Raw genomic sequence first — 17,106 nt, 5'->3', positions numbered from 1 at the left:
CAGTTGGAACCGCCCCGAAAATCAGCGCCCCAACAGCGCCGGCAGCGCCGACTTTCAGCAGTTCAAAAGGCGCATTGGACGAAATGTAGCCCTGTGGTAGGCAAACGAGCTCAACATTATCGCGGCGAAATTTGACAGGGATATCCCGAGCAACAGCGCATATGTTGTCGGTTCCTCAAACTTGAGCGACTGGGCCGCAAATGGCGCACTGAGGATCGCGGCGAAGCCCATCGAGATCACCGTGAAGTTTATGGGATTCAGAGATTTCCCAACAGTCCGAGCGGTCAATGATAACAGTGTGGAACTCCCCACAACTGCAACACTTATCAGCAGATCCTCGGCAGAACCGAGCAATTGCGGCGACAAAGCCAGAGACGCTCCGAGTAGGGTTAGAAGCGCGCCGACAAAGTGAGCTTTGCGAATTGGTTCATGAAGGAGCCCGACAGCGCCCAGCGAAGCCACTAAGGGACCCGACATATTCAGAAAATATATCGTCGCGAAATCGATCCGGCGCAGGGCGACGACGGTGACGATGATCGACAGAAGACATCCTATGCCCCGAACGAGGATAAGGCGTGCCGATCCCTTCGCTGCCCAGGTCGATCCAGTCCCGATTGACAAGACGGCGGGAACGACAAAAAGCACAAATGAGGCAAAAACGATGGCGGCAGAATCGACGTTTTCCGGAAGTATCCGCACGAACATGCCGTTGACTGGACTGACGAGCGCTGCAAGGCTCGTTGCCACGATCGCTTGAGTTGAAGATCGCATTTCATACCGCCATGAGGATCGCCGATTGATCTCGGACAGGACGTTTGACCTCGTACCGCTGAGCGACAGCCCCGTGTGGCCTGTTGTTCCCTTGCTTTTCAGCGAGGATCGCCGCGGGCGCTTGCGACTACGAATCCCTTTGCGGCCCTCGCCATTAGGCCGGTAACGGTGTCATGGCAGCCCATCTCCATCGTATCGATGCCGTAGAGAGGGTCCGACATGCCGCTGAACGGATCAATCGAACCTGCGCGCAGGGAGGCCTCAACCGCCGCGACGTCGAGAGCGGGCGTGATAGCCGCTTCCGGCCGTGCTTCAATCCCCGCGATCGCAGCCGCAATCGCAAATGCCGCCCAGTTTGCATTGGTACCCGGGATCAGAAACTCGAAATCATCTGCGATGGGGGGATGTTTTGTGTCGGACGTGTGGAGGCGGCCAGTCCCAGACTCATTCGGATTGTCGAAACACGTAAGCCTGACGATCCCCCTCATTGAGGCCTCGGCAAAGATGGCGTCAGATCGAAGCACACCCCGTTCGAAAGCTCTGCCCGTTGAGAAATATCCCTTGCCGTCGGTCGCGATTCCGAGGCTCTCAATGGCGACGACCACCTTTGGTTTGACATGATCGAAGAGCCTGACGGCTGCCTCGTGCAAGGCTTCGTCGTTTGGCATGCCGACGATTGAGACTGCAAACAGCAGCGACCGGGACTTTTTGGCCTCGTTCAACTGCGACGGACTAACGATACTGGCGCCAGCCGCCCGAAACGCAGCCTCGATCTGGGGAACGAGAGGCTCCGCCACCACGACAACGCTGACGACGCCGCGAGTGAGGAAAAGAGACCGTGCCAATGCTGCGGCGCCGGCCGGACCATCCAGCTCGCCGATCGAAACGTCGATTTCCGGCCGCACTGCGCACCCGGTCACGAACAGGGCGACCTCATGTTTGCCGACAGCATCCAGAATGGCCTTCGCAGCGGTCGTCGACAATGGGTCGCCGCGCTCGCCGCGGCATGCCTGATAGAACCGTTGCACACGACCTGTTAAGTTCAAATCAAGCGCCATGAGCGTATCCAGGGCGTTACCAAGTCGCAGGTCTAAATCGTCCTGTGTTGTCAGAATTGTAAGATACTGGAAATAGTCCATTGAACGTCTCCCGCTTATTACTGATCCTGATGCGTGACGCCGGATCGACATCACTCAGATATTTGTTTTGTTACTTCTTGCCGGCTTCACACAGATTTGCCGAGTAGAACTCCGGTAGGAGGTGCAGATCGATCAGCTGCTGCATGGCAGAGATGAAACACGGGTCCGTTATCGAGGTTTTCGGACTGAGCATAATGCCGACCATCCGACCGCTGTGTGCTACCTGGACGCCGGCCGCCTTTAACGGGCGCGCTATTTCGCGGATTTCGTCAAAGTGTGGTTGCGGCAATTGCCGTTGGTTGAGAACTGAGCTTCGCGTCGCAATTTCTCCCAGCAAGGAGAGATCCTGTTTCGAGATAGCGCGCCGCATCATGATGCGGAGGCGGTCGAACTCCTCGATCTCGTCCTCGGTGTATCGCGCAGCAGGAAAGGCAAGCGTATCGACGGGATCATCCGGAGCGACATTCACACTCAGCAACGAAAAAGCAGGCAGCCCGCCTACATACCGTTCAAGCACCGTCCCTTCGCGGTGGCACACAAGCCGCGCGGGCCCCGTAAACATCGTACTGTCACTGGCAGTTTCGGCTTCAACCGCAATACGAAATTCCGCGCGCGCGGTCAGGCGGTGTCCGAGAAACCGTGCGACCGCTCGCAGCGCTGCGACGATGTCGGCTGTTGAGGAACCTAGGCCATATCCCTCGGGTATGTTTGATCGGATGCTCAGCTCGAATCCTGGACCGACATATCCAAGCTCGCGGCAGAGCACCTGCACAGCGGCCAATGATTTCTTCTTATAGTCCGGAACGACAGTCATGCCCCGATCTGAAGACGGTCTGACACGCGCAATGGAAAATCGATGCGCAAAGGGCAGCGACACCAAGCCTCGATGCAGGCGACGGCTATCGTCTCGAAACACCCCCTGCAGGATTTCACCGTGATGTCCAATTGCCAGTGAGGTCGTCGCGTTCATCGCGTGCGCCCTCCCGCGCTGATCGCTGCTGGCTGGATAGTGCGAACCGACAGGAATTCCTCTGCTTCAGCGAGGTCAAGAGGGGTGTCGATCTCGAATGACCGGAGGCCGGCTGCGTCAACATCAATCGCGGCCGCGGTGAAGTCCGGCAGGATTCGGCTCAGAATATCCTCGTAGTAGATGTTGATTTCATTATTCTGAACTGCCGCGACGCAACGATCCAGCAATGTCGACGCAAGGGAGCTCTCATAGATCGCATAAATACTAAGCGACTTCATTTCGCCGTCGTGGCTGGGGTCTCCTCGCCGCTTCACGCGCATTTCCCATCTTTCGCCCTCGATCAGACGCATCACTGTGCCGACTTCGTCGACGCCGAGCATCCGTACCGGCACCCCCAGGCCGCGACCGTGTTCGACCAGCCATTCTGCCGGCAGGGATTCCAGCAGGACATCGCAGTCACAAAGCAGGAACGGCCGCCGGTATGACGCCGCCTTGGCCAGCGATGTCACATTGTTGGTCGATGCAAAATTGTCCGACTCAAGATAGGTGATCGGCGTTCCTCGATGGGCCGCTCCCAAAGTGCTCATGATGTTAGAACGCATGTAACCGACGACCACGACGATCTCCTCGATCCCAGCGTCCACCAGCTGATTGCACAATCGAACGATAAGCGGTTCGCCCCAGACTTTTACCAAGGCCTTTGGGGAATGCTTCGTGATATCGCCAAGCCTGGTTCCCAGACCTGCAGCGAGTATTACCGCTGTCTTTATTGGCATGTAAAACTCCATAGAAACTGATCTTCAGACAATTGTTTACTGAAGAACGAGAAGAGCGCTCATCGCGGTAATGAAGACTGCCGAAAGGGCAATCCAAGTCACATTCATCTTTGGAAATCGGATCGATGAGAGATGTAACCCGCTCATGATGACCGCAACGGCCCCCATAAGCGGGATCAGGTGATCCGCTACGATTTGGGAGCCGAGGTAGTACGACAGGACGAATACGAGGATGTTGTGGGGCAGCGGCACTCCTACGAAAGAGCCTCCAGACAGTCCGAACGCTTCGAAGTAGCTCAGCCGCAAAATGCCCGCGGCACAGATCAGTAGTCCGGCGAACGTCGGGAATGGCGCTGCCTCACCCAATGAAGCGAGAAAGATCAAGGGAAAGACACCAGCGGATAGGAAATCTCCCAGCGCGTCCATCGCCTTTCCGACATCGCTCATCCCTGATTGGCGATGGTGCATCCTGCGGGCAACCAGACCATCCAACGAATCTGCCAGGTGACTCCAGAGAACGCATACCAGGGCGATGTTGTATTGACCCATCACTGCCATCGCGCATGCGGACATCGCTGAAAGAGCTCCGACGAACGTTATCGCGTTCGGCGGATCCAGGAGAATTCCCAGTATGGGTTGGCGGCGTTCTTGTTCCATCGAAGATGCGTTGGTCATGATTGTTGCTCGTAGCCTCGTTGGCGATGATCGGTGCTCTTCCATTGTCGGGTCCCAGCTGAACAAACGATGCTCATCTGCCGCTCATGTAGTCGGCTGTCGCGGTGGCAACTGCCAAACCGGCGCGAGGATGCCACCCATGCCGATTGCCAGCGCCAGCCAGGGGATATCCCGGGCGGCCAGTTGCGCTTCACCGGCCGCCGCCTGCTTGCCGCGAAGCAAGCGATAGAGAGCGAGGCCGAGACCGCCGCCGAGATAGAGCAGCCCGGCCAGCATGAAGGGATTCACGGCATCGAGCAGCAGCTTGGAAAGCGGCGGTGTCGCGCCGAACAGAGCAGCCGAGCCGAGGGCGAGCGGCACGCCGGGCCAAAGATGCGAAGGTGGTTCGGACATCATCTCACCCTATAGAGCGTGCGCATCACTTGCCGTGCATGGCCGCCTTTGGCCCGACGCATTTGTTGTCGCGAAACAGCGCCCACTCTTCACAGAGGCGCCCTTTGGGAAGCCGGCAGAAGCCGTATTCGTTGCCGGCTCTGTCTTTCCTGATCACCAGGTGCCCGCCGATCTCGCCGCAATGGACGGATGCCGGATTGGCCATGCCGACCGGTTTTTGCGCGGCGGCACCGGCGGCAACCGGCATCGACGACATCAAGGCAAGGCCGGCGGCCAAAATCGAGGCTTTTTTCATCGCAATCTCCCTTGGGGTAGCTTACTTACACTTTCGCCATTGCCGCCCGGATTCTGCAGGTGACGCCCTTTTTCCGATAGTATACGCATCGGACGCAGATCTGACATGCTGCTTTCCTCCCTTTGTTTCCGTGATCCCGATATCGACCACGACATGAAGTCGGTCGGCGGCTACTGTCATCTCAAGGTTCAAAAATCGTGCCAACTACGCAGGAAAAGACTCAGAACAAGGTGTTCGATATCATATTCAATGACTTCAATGATGGTGGGAGCAGGAGCCAAGTCGAACAGCCCCATGTCGCTCACTCGACATCATGCGTCGGACATCGGACATTCCTGCCTGACGGAAAACAAGTGATTGTCGTCACCCGGCAAGGCGGCCCTGCGAAACCGTCAAACCACCCCGCTATTTTGCGCGACAAACCCTGTCGGATTGTGGCTGTGTACGAAAACGTCCAATTCGAGGTTTGCCGTACATGCTCATTGGCTACATGCGTGTTTCGTCCGCCGACGAACGACGGTCGGTCGACCTGCAGCGCGATGCGCTCATCGCTGCCGGTGTCGACGAACGTCATCTCCATCACGATAAAGCCTCCGGCGCTCGCGACGATCGTCCGGGGCTGAAGGCGTGCATGAAGGAGCTTCGATCCGGCGACGTCCTGGTGGTGTGGAAGCTCGATCGCCTCGGACGTTCCCTGTCACATCTGATCCGGATCGTCGACGAGATGAAGGAGCGTGGCGTCGCTTTCCGCTCGCTGTTCAACATCTTTGGCTCACTCGCTGGCACCGTAAAGTTAACCGACGGCTGATGAAGATGTGCGAACATGGGCCATGTCAGAAGTTGCTCGTGATCCGCTTTATCGTCGCCACCGCTTTCCCGCCGAGATCATTGCGCACGCGGTATGGCTCTACTTTCGCTTTCCGCTCAGCCTGCGCATGGTTGAGGACATGTTGGCGGCCCGCGGCATCATCGTCACGCATCAGACCATTCGAAGCTGGGCGGAGAAATTCGGGCGGCATTTCGCCCGGGAGATCAAGCGACGGTCAGCCGGCTGCCTGGGCGACAAATGGCATCTCGACGAATGTGTGGTGGCCATCAATGGCAAGAAGCAGTGGCTCTGGCGTGCCGTCGATCAGGACGGCTTCGTCCTCGAAGTGCTGGTGCAAAGCCGCCGAAATGCCAAGGCGGCAAAGCGTCTGATGCGCAAGTTGCTGAAGGCTCAAGGGCGGACACCACGGGTCATGATCACCGACAAGCTCCGGTCCTATGATGCCGCCAGGCGCGACCTCATGCCCGGTGTCGAACACCGGTCGCACAAAGGCCTCAATAATCGAGCGGAAAATTCGCACCAGCCGACCCGACGACGCGAAAGGACCATGAAACGCTTCAAGTCGGCACGCCAGCTTCAGCGGTTCGTTTCCATTCATGATCCGATTGCCAACCTGTTCCACTTTCCCCGCAATACGCTGTCATCGGCTCAACATCGAGACCTGCGTAACGCCGCCATGCAAATCTGGAACAAAATCGCGTGTCTCGCCGCAGCGTGACAGCCGTCCCGGCCAGCTATCGCTGCATCAATCCGCTGATAACTTTACAGTGCCCTCCAGCATGTACCCGAGCCGAATTCGACCTCATCGACTCTGGACAATGGCGCTTGCCGAAGAGCGGCCGGCGATGATTGCTGCGACCGGCCTGCGTTCACGTTAGTCGCACGTAAAAGCACGCCGGGGCAGACACACTGTGCAATCGCTGTGCCGGCCGATGCGGGGTATTGCCTGGGCTTGCGCTGTCTGGTCCGTCCTTTGCCAGCCGGTGCCGGAAGCGTGAATACCCGCTCTACACAGGACTTTTGTCCAGTGTGATGACGTGACGGCTCTGGCGCGCAGCCCCGGGTTGGCGAAGACGTCGTCCCGAAGCGATAGCGCTGGTGCAGAAGCAGCTTCATTTGGAATGGCATGCCGCTTGCACTCTTCTGGTTAGAGCCCATCAAACCACGAAGAAGGCGACTACCATGGCTGACGCGCGAAGCTCCAAACGATCGACAAAGCCGACGGCGGCCGTCCTCGCTGAAGACCGGGACATCGTCCGGTTTGGAGATCCGTCCTCGGAAGCGGCTTTGCAGCTGGGGTCCGACGCCGAGACGCCAGATGATGCTCGCGCATTTGCCAGACATCGGTTTGCATCAGCATGTCAGTGGCCAAGAGGCTCCTCAAAGTTTCGGCAGAGCCCACGTCGGCCGGAAACAGGCAAGTCCAGCCAATACGCTGAACCAGTTCAGCCACGCCGGTCTGTGGCGTGGAGACTCACATTTGCGACTCATACGCTCATCCCGCTACTGGTCATTTCCGGTTGCCAGGAGATTCACCCCGGCTATGAGGAGTGGGTGATCCATGCCGGCTCCGGCGCCGTATTCGCGGCAAGACAGATCGAGGCGCTCGAAGGTGCCCTCATCCCTCATATCTATGCCCTTCGGGTGAGAAAGATCTGGAGCCGGGCCGTTCCCATACACCCTAGTGGGGAAAGCATCGGGAGCGCCGTGGGCATCATGCCCGGCATCACAAGACCCGCCGCTCGGTATTGCACCAGCCCCTGCAAGAATCCAGTGCCAGTTTCCTTTAACGGAGAAATTTGATGACCGGTCAAAAGAAGGTTCCCTTCGTCACGTTTCTTACGCGTGTTCGCGATGATTCAGTCCAGGGCCCCAATCCATACCGCTGGGAAGAAAGAACATCCCACGACTACTTTGCCGGCAAACGGGCCATCCTGTTCTCGCTGCCTGGCGCTTTCACCCCGACCTGTTCGACCTACCAACTCCCCAGTTTCGAAGACCTCTACGAGGAATTCAAGAAGGAAGGAGTTGACGCGATCTACTGCCTCTCCGTCAACGATGCCTTTGTCATGAATGCATGGGGGAAGTCCTTGGGGCTGCAGAAAGTCGAGCTGATCCCGGACGGTTCAGGCGAGTTCACTCGCAAAATGGGCATGCTTGTTGCCAAGGACAATCTCGGCTTCGGTATGCGCTCCTGGCGCTACGCGGCTCTGGTCAATAATGGCGTGGTGGAGCAGTGGTTTGAGGAGGAAGGTTTCTCCGACAACTGCGAGACCGACCCCTATGGCGTCTCATCCCCGCAGAACGTCCTTCAAACATTGAAGGACGCAGCATGACCTGGTGCCGAAGTTGTGCAGCTGCGTTTTGGACGACACTTGCACAAGGGCAAAGCTCTAAAGCGGCGCGTCCGGTGAGGTCATTCAAAGGTCACGCGCAAGCGTCGACCTGTGAGAGATCGAACTGGCCGCGGTCAAGAGCTTCTTAGACAGGAATACCAAGTGACCATGAAATCGTCATTCAGCCTACTTCAGAAACAGTCTCTTGCATTATCGCCTCAACTCATCGAGTCGATTCGCATGCTGCAGCTGAACATTCCCGAACTGCATCAGTTCGTGGAGCAGGAGCTCGAGAACAATCCCCTTCTGGAGCATCCGAAGGGGTCCCGGGATCTGCCCAGGCAAAGGAAATCGAGCACCGCCTTCGAGGAGTTTGTCGCTTTACCCGAAACGTTGCACGACCATGTCGCTAGTCAGATTTCCTTCACCGCCCTCACACCGCACGAGCGGCTGATTGCTAATGTGCTTGCGGGTCATCTGGATGACACTGGTTATCTTGGGGCAAGTGCTTCGGAGCTGGCCGGGAAGCTAAACATCCCGCTGGCCGATGTGGAACGAGTTTTGGGTATCCTGCAGCACCTCGATCCGCCGGGAATTTTCGCACGATCTCTCGGCGAATGTTTTGAGATACAGCTGCGCCAGCGAGACCGGTTCGACCCGGCCATGGCGGCTTTGATTGCCAACCTTGACGTGGTTGCGCGACGCGATTTTCAGACTTTGAAGGAGCGTTGCGGCGTCGATGACGAAGATCTTCTCGACATGCTGCAGGAAATCCGTGCGCTCGCCCCCAAGCCCGGAAACGCATTCCACTCGGGCGCGCCGGAAGGCACCGTACCGGACGTCTGGGTCACGCCCTCGCCCGGAGGTGGATGGCAGATCGAGCTTGATCCGAACACGCAGCCCAAGGTGCTGATCAACCACACTTATCTCAAGGAGGTTTCACGCCGAGTCGCCAAAAAATCAAAAGACATGACATTTCTCAACGAATGCTTGAAGAACGCGACCTGGTTAATCCGCAGCCTCGATCAGCGTGCCAAGACGATCGTCAAGGTTTCGACCGAAATCGTGCGCCAGCAGGATGCCTTCCTGAAATATGGCGTCGCCCACCTACGGCCTCTCAAACTCAAGGCGGTCGCTGACGCGATCAACATGCACGAGTCGACTGTAAGCCGGGTGACGTCGAACAAGTACATGCAAACCCCACGCGGGGTGTTCGAGCTCAAGTACTTTTTCACTGTCGCGATCGCCTCTTCCGAAGGCGATGTCGCGCACTCCGCCGAAGCTGTCCGCCAAAGGATCAAAGCAATGGTCGCCGAAGAATCGTTTGATAACGTGCTTTCGGACGATGACATCGCCGACCGGCTCAAGGAATACGGCATCGATCTCGCTCGCCGCACCGTCACAAAATATCGCGAGGCGATGAATATCCCCTCCTCGGTACAGCGGCGCCGGGAAAAACGCTTTTGGCGCAATCAAGGCCTCAAGGGCACCGTAAAGTTAACCGACGGCTGATGAAGATGTGCGAACTGGGCCATGTCAGAAGTTGCTCGTGATCGGCGTTGTTGCGTGGATCACCCGGCGACTGATATTGAGCGGTGGTTTTCAGTCTCCTGATCCGGATTTCGACGATGCCGCACAAGTTCAATGCCGATCGGCGGGACAAGATTGCCAAGCAGAAATATCGAGTGACGAATTGGCCGGCATATAATGAAAGCCTGCGTCAACGTGGTGATTTGACCATCTGGGTGAAGGATGAGGCCCTGTCTTTATGGACGGCGCGGAGGCGGACATCGCGGGGTGGTCAGCCGAAATACTCGGATCTGGCGATTACGTTGTGCTTGACCCTGCGCGTCGTCTACGGGCTGGCGCTACGCCAGACCCAAGGCTTGATGCGCAGTGTCGCGGCGCTGATGGGGTTCGATATTGCCGTGCCTGACTTCTCCACCCTGTCTCGCCGGAGCAAAGGGCTGGCGTTGCCGTCGACAAAGTCCCGAGCCACAACATCAGGTCCGGTCCATCTGGTTGTCGACAGCACCGGCTTGAAGGTCTTCGGCGAGGGTGAGTGGCTGGAAAACAAGCACAAAACCAAGGGCAAACGCAAAAGATGGCGCAAACTGCACCTTGGTCTCAATCTTGTCAGTGGTGAGATTGTTTGTTCCGATCTGACCGTGGATGATGTCGGCGATCCGACAGCGTTACCAGGACTTCTGGACCAGATCGGTGGCCCCGTCGAGAAGTTCATTGCCGACGGCGCCTATGATGGAACGCCAACCCGAGATCTTCTGGCGACACGCTTTGGTGAGATCGTGGAGGTCATTATCCCACCTCCCAAGACTGCCGTTGCCAGCCCTCAATCGGTGCTGGTTCCATCTGTCCGCGATCGCCATATTGCAGAAATCCAGACCAAAGGGCGGATGGCATGGCAGAAATCCACCGGCTACAACAAGCGCAGTCGCGCTGAGACCCAGATGGGTCGATGGAAGGCTGTGATCGGGCCCAAACTCAAAGCGCGACATTTTGACAATCAGAAGACTGAAGCGAAGATTGGCGTCCGTGTTCTTAACCGGATGACAGAACTTGGCCGGCCCAAGTTCGAGCGCGTTGCATGAAAAATGCAGTGGATAGGGTTGCCTCGTCCAAGTCTGATCCATGCAACAGGGCTCGGGCAATGGCTGCATAATGTTCAACAGCCCGCCCGCACACGGAATTCCTGACAGTCCCCGGCTCGACCTCATGCCCGGTGTCGAACACCGGTCGCACAAAGGCCTCAATAATCGAGCGGAAAATTCGCACCAGCCGACCCGACGACGCGAAAGGATCATGAAACGCTTCAAGTCGGCACGCCAGCTTCAGCGGTTCGTTTCCATGATCCGATTGCCAACCTGTTCCACTTTTCCCGCAATACGCTGTCATCAGCTCAACATCGAGACCTGCGTAACGCCGCCATGCAAATCTGGAACAAAATCGCGTGTCGAGCCGCAGCCTGACAGCCGTCCCGGTCAGCTATCGCTGCATCAATCCACTGATAACTTTACAGTGCCTGGCCAATTCTCTAACTAAGATCAGGATTTGTGGGGATTCGTCCCGGCGATCCAACACAGCTGAGGATAGCTGCATTTCGAAGTCAACTGAATTGGAGAACCTATGTCTTTGAAGAACTTCATGCGCGCTGGCGTATTTGCGGCTGTTGCCGTCATAAGCCTTGCAGTCGCTGCACACGCGGGTCCTGAAAAAAACAAGGAACTGGTCATCAGGGCTGTTGTCGGCCTCTTCATCGATCACGATCCGGCGGTCGTCGACAGATACTGGAGCCAGAAATATATCCAACACAATCCCATGTTTCCCAACGGCAGGGACGTCATCAAGGGATTTGTATCCAACACTTCGCCGGGCTTCAAATATGAAATGGGTGCCGTCGTTGCCGACGGGAACATTGTCATGGTGCGCGGTCGGTATACAGGTTTTGGTCCCAAACCGATGATCGCGGTCGATACGTTCCGCGTTGAAAAAGGCAAGATCATCGAACACTGGGACGTTCTTCAGGAGGAGGTTCCAGCCAGCCAAACCAAAAGCGGCAACCCGATGTTCGTCCCGGGGATGTAAAATGAACGAGGGTCCGGTAGAATCTACCTGACCTTCTCGTTTTGTCGTAAGGAGCGATGGAAGATGTGTGAAGATTGGACATGTCAGAAGTTACTCGGCGCAGCGCAACAAAACCGACAAGGCCCGATGCGCTCAGCATCGCCCATATCATGCGCACCGGCTGGTTCCGCCAGGCCCATATCAAGTCGGAAAGCTGATACCGGACCAAGCTTCTGCTGACGCACCGGCGCAATCTGAAGGCCAAGTTCCTCGACCGTGAGAACACCATTCGTTCGTTCGGCATCCGCCTAGGCAATGTGCAAATTCCAAGGGAAGTCGCCTCCCGATTCCGAGATGATGTCGCCCCCTCGTTCCGAGAATTAACCGTCCCCTGGTGGCGGTGTTTGGGCCGGTGCTCTGCTGGTGGAATGTTTCTTCTTTTGGGTTGTCCAGGGAAGGAACGAAATGCCTGCGGAGAGACTGACCATGCGGCGTGTCCGCGAGATTTTGAGATATCGATTTGAAGAGGGCCTTGGCCACAAGGCGATCTCATACCGTGTGGGCGCAGCGCCCTCGACGGTGCGCGAAACGCTTCGGCGAGCCCTGTTGCATGGATCAGACTTGGACGAGGCAACCCTATCCACTGCATTTTTCATGCAACGCGCTCGAACTTGGGCCGGCCAAGTTCTGTCATCCGGTTAAGAACACGGACGCCAATCTTCGCTTCAGTCTTCTGATTGTCAAAATGTCGCGCTTTGAGTTTGGGCCCGATCACAGCCTTCCATCGACCCATCTGGGTCTCAGCGCGACTGCGCTTGTTGTAGCCGGTGGATTTCTGCCATGCCATCCGCCCTTTGGTCTGGATTTCTGCAATATGGCGATCGCGGACAGATGGAACCAGCACCGATTGAGGGCTGGCAACGGCAGTCTTGGGAGGTGGGATAATGACCTCCACGATCTCACCAAAGCGTGTCGCCAGAAGATCTCGGGTTGGCGTTCCATCATAGGCGCCGTCGGCAATGAACTTCTCGACGGGGCCACCGATCTGGTCCAGAAGTCCTGGTAACGCTGTCGGATCGCCGACATCATCCACGGTCAGATCGGAACAAACAATCTCACCACTGACAAGATTGAGACCAAGGTGCAGTTTGCGCCATCTTTTGCGTTTGCCCTTGGTTTTGTGCTTGTTTTCCAGCCACTCACCCTCGCCGAAGACCTTCAAGCCGGTGCTGTCGACAACCAGATGGACCGGACCTGATGTTGTGGCTCGGGACTTTGTCGACGGCAACGCCAGCCCTTTGCTCCGGCGAGACAGGGTGGAGAAGTCAGGCACGGCAATATCGAACCCCATCAGCGCCGCGACACTGCGCATCAAGCCTTGGGTCTGGCGTAGCGCCAGCCCGTAGACGACGCGCAGGGTCAAGCACAACGTAATCGCCAGATCCGAGTATTTCGGCTGACCACCCCGCGATGTCCGCCTCCGCGCCGTCCATAAAGACAGGGCCTCATCCTTCACCCAGATGGTCAAATCACCACGTTGACGCAGGCTTTCATTATATGCCGGCCAATTCGTCACTCGATATTTCTGCTTGGCAATCTTGTCCCGCCGATCGGCATTGAACTTGTGCGGCATCGTCGAAATCCGGATCAGGAGACTGAAAACCACCGCTCAATATCAGTCGCCGGGTGATCCACGCAACAACGCCGCGCGGAACAGGCTCTCGACCTCGAGCAAATCGCGATACCGCAGCACGGCCTGGAGCGGGGTCACCTTCGCGTTGGTCCGCACCACGGTGATACCGTCGTAGCGGGCTTCCTCGGCAAGCTTGCCGACATCGATCTTGAAGTTCTTGCCGCTGGCCTTGAGGTAACGCCGGTAGGCCGAGTTGCCGACCAGTGCCTTGTCGCCCTTCTTGAGCTGTGCCTCGAGGCCGGCGATGATCGCCTGGCGGTCGGCCTTGTCCTTCTCGGCCTCGGCGTCATTGCGGCTGACGATGTAGCGGTCTTTACCGAACTTGACCTCTTTGACCCACAACTGAGTTTCACCGCGCTGGCGCTCGAGAACGAGCGGAACCATCGGCGCCGTGTCATTGAGCACGACGTTGTGGATCACGCTGCTCGAGCGTTCGCGGGCCCCCAGAATGTATTCCATGCCCAGCTTTTCGAGCGCGGCGATGGTATCGGCGCTGATCATGCCGCGATCGGCGACAACGCAGGCGCGTGTGACGCCGAAGCGCGTTCGCAGCCGATCGACCACCGGCAACAGGACGGTCACGTCAGCGGTGTTGCCAGGCACCATCTCGGTGCAGATCGGCCGGCCCTCGCCATCAACGACCAGCGCCAGGATCATTTGCGCCAGATCGGGGCGGAAGTCCTTGGAATGCCCGCGCTTGCCCAGCGTCTCGCCGCCCGCGCCGTAGAAGGATAACGAGGTTGTGTCCATGAACACAAGGCTGAGGTCGGTGAACAGGTCCTGCCGGCGCGCGAAGAGCTTTTCCTCGATCACGTCTTTCACGCAGCGCGCCACCAGCGCGCCTTGCGCCTTTTCGCCGCGTTCCTCGCCCAGCCACGCCATGGCCCGGTAAAAGTGATGGAGCGCCAGACCCTCGGCGCCCTCGATACCATAATCGGCCATCCAGTTCGCGCAGTCGCGGTCCGAGCCCGACACGAACAGCCGATGCAACGTGCCAATGAACACCGCCCGTTCCACCGCAAAGCCGAACTGGCGCCCTTCCAGCACCTCTTCCAGCACATCGCCAATCCCGAGCCGCTGCCACAGCCGCCCGAACAACAGCGGACCGCCAATGCGGCGAGAGGCAATCCGCCCCGCGTCAATGTCGGACAGGATGAGGCTGCGTTCGCCATGGCGCGCAATCGAGGCCGCCAATCTGTCAAGTTCGCCGCTGGCAACCAGCGCATCCTTGCGGCCCAGTGCCTTTATCGTGCGCTGGCGAACGGTTTTGCCGTCGCGGACACTTTCCACGAGGTAGAGATAGCGATGGCCGCGCGCGACTCTCTCAACGACAAACATGCCAGCGTTGTTAGCGAATAAATGCCATAAAATCCATACAACATGCGGCTAGCAGATCAAATGTTGTTACCACACATTTTCGCGCCCGAAATTCAAGGCAAATGAATTCAATGGCTTAACGGACAGTGTTCGCTATCCGTTCACGTCCAACTGTTCAAGTTGGGCCATGCAAATCTGGAACAAAATCGCGTGTCTCGCCGCAGCGTGACAGCCGTCCCGGCCAGCTATCGCTGCATCAATCCGCTGATAACTTTACAGTGCCATGCCGCCCCTTCTTCGTGCCCATTCCGCCGGCGTTGTCACGTTGTTTGCAATGTGACAACGCCGGAGGACAACATGCCTCCGTCGAAACGGGCGACGACGGCCTTGCCGCCCACTGATGACAAACCGCTCAGCGGCAGGGTAAGAGCATTCATGGCGGGTGTGGTCTCCGGGAAATGAGTCGGATCGGCCTTAGCAACCAAATCCTACGTTATTTCAACGGCTTGCACTACATCCGCCAACCCACCATGAATTTTTCGGGCTAGGGCATTACTTGAGCGGCTATGCGGCGGGTGCGGCCGCGGCGAGAGAGGCTTTGATGCGCTTCAGTTCGCTGCCGACACTCCCGATTCCTTCCCGCAGCGTCTCCCCGATTGGTATCGGAGCGAAGGCCGCCGGAGGATTGTCAAGCAGTTGGATGAATTGGTTACTGTTGAGGTCGTGAAGGATCGATTCAACAATTGCTTCACCGCGCGCGATCACGCCAACTTTTAGCTCGGCCTCTTGCTCATTTAGAGCGCTAAGCTGGTTCGAGACCGCATCATTGACCTTCAGGATGATCTCGTCGACAGACTTCCAGGTACCACCGAGGGCTTCGACGTCGTACTTCTTGTTGATTTTGCTCTTCGTGTCCTCCCAATGCACCAACACGGCCTCGCGGCACACTTGCCATTTAGCTTGCATGCTGCGAACTGTGGTGGCGAAATCCTCTTCCAGCTTATCGATCTTATTGAGGCCAAGCAGGGCGATCAGTTGATTATCGTTGCCCAGCTGCTGCTCCACCACGGCAATTAGACGCTCCACAATATCGCACCTGTTGGCAGCATTGCCTTCTTCTTTGGGCCATTTCGACGACACCAGCATGGCGAGTCTGTCGGAGCTCGCGGTTTCCAGAGGATAAGGAAGCCGTCGCTCTTGTGCCTCTGCCTTGGTCATTCGGAACAGGGTTTCTACGACCTCGTCTTGATCGACCAGGTCTTTCGAAACACGTTCGAGATCGATCCCATCTATGACGATCGCTTCACGCTCAGCGCCGTCGTCTACGCCCGCTTCATCCGGCTTCGTTGGGCGATCTGTTTGCATCTCATCGCCATCGGGTGCCTCGTCCACATATTGGAGATTTCTCCGATTGTCGTCGTAGGCCAGCATTAATAGCAGCCTGCAAGTGAAGTTGTGGAGGGCATTCTCTCGCTCTTCAAGCGGCGTTGCCGTCAGTATTGCCTTGAGCCAATCGGCGATCTTATTAGTCAATGGGCCCAGCTCAGCGGTTTGCATTAACCCCGTTTGCCGACTAATCCGATTGGAGTGAGCTGCGATTGACGCTGCCGAAGTGGCTATGGTTTGCTTCAGTCCTTCAGAGAGAGATTCCGGAGCGCCTTCCGCCACATTCTCTTTGACGACTTCCTGATTTTCATCCGAAGGCAGGTCGTCAGAGTTCGCCTGGGCTGCGATTTCAAATCGGTTGAGGTCTTCTTCACTCAGGGGCTCAGCCTCCTGTATGTCCGGGAGGCTTACTCTCAGGTCCTTGAAATAACGCCTCATTTGGGTCTTGATCGCCATAAATTTGGCCATGCCTCCTTTGGCCAGCCGTACGACGATGACGCCCTCTTGGTTCATCCTTCCTGTACCAGATCTCAGAAACTTGAAGTCAATGGGCTCCTGAACACCTTTGGGAGTTTTATAGCGCATATCTTCCAGAGTTCGCCGCAGACTCGTCAAGCCTTTCTTCCGCACTAACACCACCGGCTTCTTTTCTCCGGCAATGACAATAGTACCGACGGCAAAGCAGAATTCCAGTCTTTCGTCGGATTGGGTGCTCCTCATCACGGACAAGAACCGCTGCGCTATTTGTGTACCATGTACCTGGCTCATTATAGATCTCCACTTTGGTTAACGCAGATTCAATTACGTTTAAGGATGGGCCCGCAAAGAGTCGTCAATCCCGCCCGATTAGTTCTCACGGCATTTCACGCGCAGTAGGTCAAAGCCATGATCGGGATTTAAGCACGACCGTCCTGGTTATTAATTTGGCGAAGAACGGCGTCAGT

General features: G+C 57.1%; 14 protein-coding genes and 5 pseudogenes. 9 read left to right on the top strand and 10 right to left on the bottom strand.

From position 1 onward, the window contains the following. Window positions 1-54 precede the first annotated feature (54 nt). From ACVILI_RS31915 to ACVILI_RS31885, 7 genes are all read right to left on the bottom strand, one after another. Complete coding sequence (locus ACVILI_RS31915) at window positions 55-747, bottom strand: EamA family transporter (protein WP_457102753.1); 693 nt, start codon at window positions 745-747, stop codon at window positions 55-57. Window positions 748-869: 122 nt separating this feature from the next. Beyond that, a complete protein-coding gene (locus ACVILI_RS31910; RefSeq protein WP_038654534.1) occupies window positions 870-1,910 on the bottom strand; it encodes a glutamate cyclase domain-containing protein in 1,041 nt (346 codons plus the stop codon). Between the two features lie 70 nt (window positions 1,911-1,980). Then, window positions 1,981-2,880, bottom strand: coding sequence for a GHMP family kinase ATP-binding protein (locus ACVILI_RS31905; RefSeq protein ID WP_038654537.1), 900 nt, complete (start codon window positions 2,878-2,880; stop codon window positions 1,981-1,983). Further along, complete coding sequence (locus ACVILI_RS31900; RefSeq protein ID WP_240565419.1) at window positions 2,877-3,656, bottom strand: NTP transferase domain-containing protein; 780 nt, start codon at window positions 3,654-3,656, stop codon at window positions 2,877-2,879. Before ACVILI_RS31900 ends, ACVILI_RS31905 begins: the two co-directional genes overlap by 4 nt. Before the next feature lie 36 nt (window positions 3,657-3,692). Next, a complete protein-coding gene (locus ACVILI_RS31895; RefSeq protein WP_038654543.1) occupies window positions 3,693-4,331 on the bottom strand; it encodes a CDP-alcohol phosphatidyltransferase family protein in 639 nt (212 codons plus the stop codon). 84 nt (window positions 4,332-4,415) lie between these two features. Then, window positions 4,416-4,724 carry an EamA family transporter gene (locus ACVILI_RS31890; RefSeq protein WP_240565418.1) on the bottom strand — a complete coding sequence of 103 codons (309 nt, stop codon included), beginning with the start codon at window positions 4,722-4,724 and terminating at the stop codon, window positions 4,416-4,418. Window positions 4,725-4,749: 25 nt separating this feature from the next. Further along, complete coding sequence (locus ACVILI_RS31885) at window positions 4,750-5,019, bottom strand: putative hemolysin (RefSeq protein WP_038654549.1); 270 nt, start codon at window positions 5,017-5,019, stop codon at window positions 4,750-4,752. 475 nt (window positions 5,020-5,494) lie between these two features. On the opposite strand from ACVILI_RS31885, the pseudogene ACVILI_RS31880 reads away from it, so the two are divergent. From ACVILI_RS31880 to ACVILI_RS31840, 9 genes and pseudogenes are all read left to right on the top strand, one after another. Continuing rightward, window positions 5,495-5,776 (top strand): annotated as a pseudogene (locus ACVILI_RS31880) (recombinase family protein); the annotation flags it as partial. Window positions 5,777-5,849: 73 nt separating this feature from the next. Next, window positions 5,850-6,566 (top strand): IS6 family transposase, encoded by a 717-nt coding sequence (locus tag ACVILI_RS31875; protein WP_183465491.1) that lies wholly within the window; start codon window positions 5,850-5,852, stop codon window positions 6,564-6,566. A gap of 1,084 nt (window positions 6,567-7,650) precedes the next feature. Next, window positions 7,651-8,184, top strand: coding sequence for a peroxiredoxin (locus ACVILI_RS31870; RefSeq protein ID WP_038654552.1), 534 nt, complete (start codon window positions 7,651-7,653; stop codon window positions 8,182-8,184). 168 nt (window positions 8,185-8,352) lie between these two features. Beyond that, the gene (gene rpoN, locus ACVILI_RS31865; protein WP_240565370.1) at window positions 8,353-9,696 is read left to right on the top strand and encodes an RNA polymerase factor sigma-54; all 1,344 of its coding nucleotides are present in this window, start codon (window positions 8,353-8,355) and stop codon (window positions 9,694-9,696) included. A 116-nt stretch (window positions 9,697-9,812) separates the two neighbouring features. Continuing rightward, window positions 9,813-10,793 carry an IS5 family transposase gene (locus ACVILI_RS31860; protein WP_457102752.1) on the top strand — a complete coding sequence of 327 codons (981 nt, stop codon included), beginning with the start codon at window positions 9,813-9,815 and terminating at the stop codon, window positions 10,791-10,793. Window positions 10,794-10,926: 133 nt separating this feature from the next. Beyond that, window positions 10,927-11,171, top strand: a pseudogene (locus ACVILI_RS31855) (DDE-type integrase/transposase/recombinase); the annotation flags it as partial. A 157-nt stretch (window positions 11,172-11,328) separates the two neighbouring features. Continuing rightward, window positions 11,329-11,787: a nuclear transport factor 2 family protein gene (locus ACVILI_RS31850; RefSeq protein ID WP_051726975.1), complete on the top strand. Its 459-nt coding sequence runs from the start codon at window positions 11,329-11,331 to the stop codon at window positions 11,785-11,787. 64 nt (window positions 11,788-11,851) lie between these two features. Beyond that, window positions 11,852-12,098 (top strand): annotated as a pseudogene (locus ACVILI_RS31845) (IS110 family transposase); the annotation flags it as partial. A gap of 154 nt (window positions 12,099-12,252) precedes the next feature. Then, window positions 12,253-12,420, top strand: a pseudogene (locus ACVILI_RS31840) (sigma factor-like helix-turn-helix DNA-binding protein); the annotation flags it as partial. Here ACVILI_RS31840 and ACVILI_RS31835 read toward each other — a convergent pair. From ACVILI_RS31835 to ACVILI_RS31825, 3 genes and pseudogenes are all read right to left on the bottom strand, one after another. Next, a complete protein-coding gene (locus ACVILI_RS31835) occupies window positions 12,419-13,399 on the bottom strand; it encodes an IS5 family transposase (protein WP_457102752.1) in 981 nt (326 codons plus the stop codon). The pseudogene ACVILI_RS31840 and the gene ACVILI_RS31835 sit on opposite strands and share 2 nt — an antisense overlap. A 69-nt stretch (window positions 13,400-13,468) precedes the next feature. After that, window positions 13,469-14,797, bottom strand: a pseudogene (locus ACVILI_RS31830) (IS1634 family transposase); the annotation flags it as partial. Between the two features lie 543 nt (window positions 14,798-15,340). After that, complete coding sequence (locus ACVILI_RS31825) at window positions 15,341-16,930, bottom strand: hypothetical protein (protein ID WP_038654566.1); 1,590 nt, start codon at window positions 16,928-16,930, stop codon at window positions 15,341-15,343. Window positions 16,931-17,106 lie beyond the last annotated feature (176 nt).

It is taken from the genome of Mesorhizobium sp. USDA 4775 (assembly GCF_054062655.1).
The sequence above is the reverse complement of the archived record's forward strand: the minus strand, read 5'-3'. Positions and strand labels throughout refer to the sequence as shown.

Coding starts and splice junctions, on each gene's coding strand:
- ACVILI_RS31910 (WP_038654534.1), bottom strand. CDS start 1,910: ATGGACTATTTCCAGTATCTTACAATTCTGACAACACAGGACGATTTA.
- ACVILI_RS31905 (WP_038654537.1), bottom strand. CDS start 2,880: ATGAACGCGACGACCTCACTGGCAATTGGACATCACGGTGAAATCCTG.
- ACVILI_RS31900 (WP_240565419.1), bottom strand. CDS start 3,656: ATGCCAATAAAGACAGCGGTAATACTCGCTGCAGGTCTGGGAACCAGG.
- ACVILI_RS31895 (WP_038654543.1), bottom strand. CDS start 4,331: ATGACCAACGCATCTTCGATGGAACAAGAACGCCGCCAACCCATACTG.
- ACVILI_RS31890 (WP_240565418.1), bottom strand. CDS start 4,724: ATGTCCGAACCACCTTCGCATCTTTGGCCCGGCGTGCCGCTCGCCCTC.
- ACVILI_RS31885 (WP_038654549.1), bottom strand. CDS start 5,019: ATGAAAAAAGCCTCGATTTTGGCCGCCGGCCTTGCCTTGATGTCGTCG.
- ACVILI_RS31875 (WP_183465491.1), top strand. CDS start 5,850: ATGTCAGAAGTTGCTCGTGATCCGCTTTATCGTCGCCACCGCTTTCCC.
- ACVILI_RS31870 (WP_038654552.1), top strand. CDS start 7,651: ATGACCGGTCAAAAGAAGGTTCCCTTCGTCACGTTTCTTACGCGTGTT.
- rpoN (WP_240565370.1), top strand. CDS start 8,353: ATGAAATCGTCATTCAGCCTACTTCAGAAACAGTCTCTTGCATTATCG.
- ACVILI_RS31860 (WP_457102752.1), top strand. CDS start 9,813: ATGCCGCACAAGTTCAATGCCGATCGGCGGGACAAGATTGCCAAGCAG.
- ACVILI_RS31850 (WP_051726975.1), top strand. CDS start 11,329: ATGTCTTTGAAGAACTTCATGCGCGCTGGCGTATTTGCGGCTGTTGCC.
- ACVILI_RS31835 (WP_457102752.1), bottom strand. CDS start 13,399: ATGCCGCACAAGTTCAATGCCGATCGGCGGGACAAGATTGCCAAGCAG.
- ACVILI_RS31825 (WP_038654566.1), bottom strand. CDS start 16,930: ATGAGCCAGGTACATGGTACACAAATAGCGCAGCGGTTCTTGTCCGTG.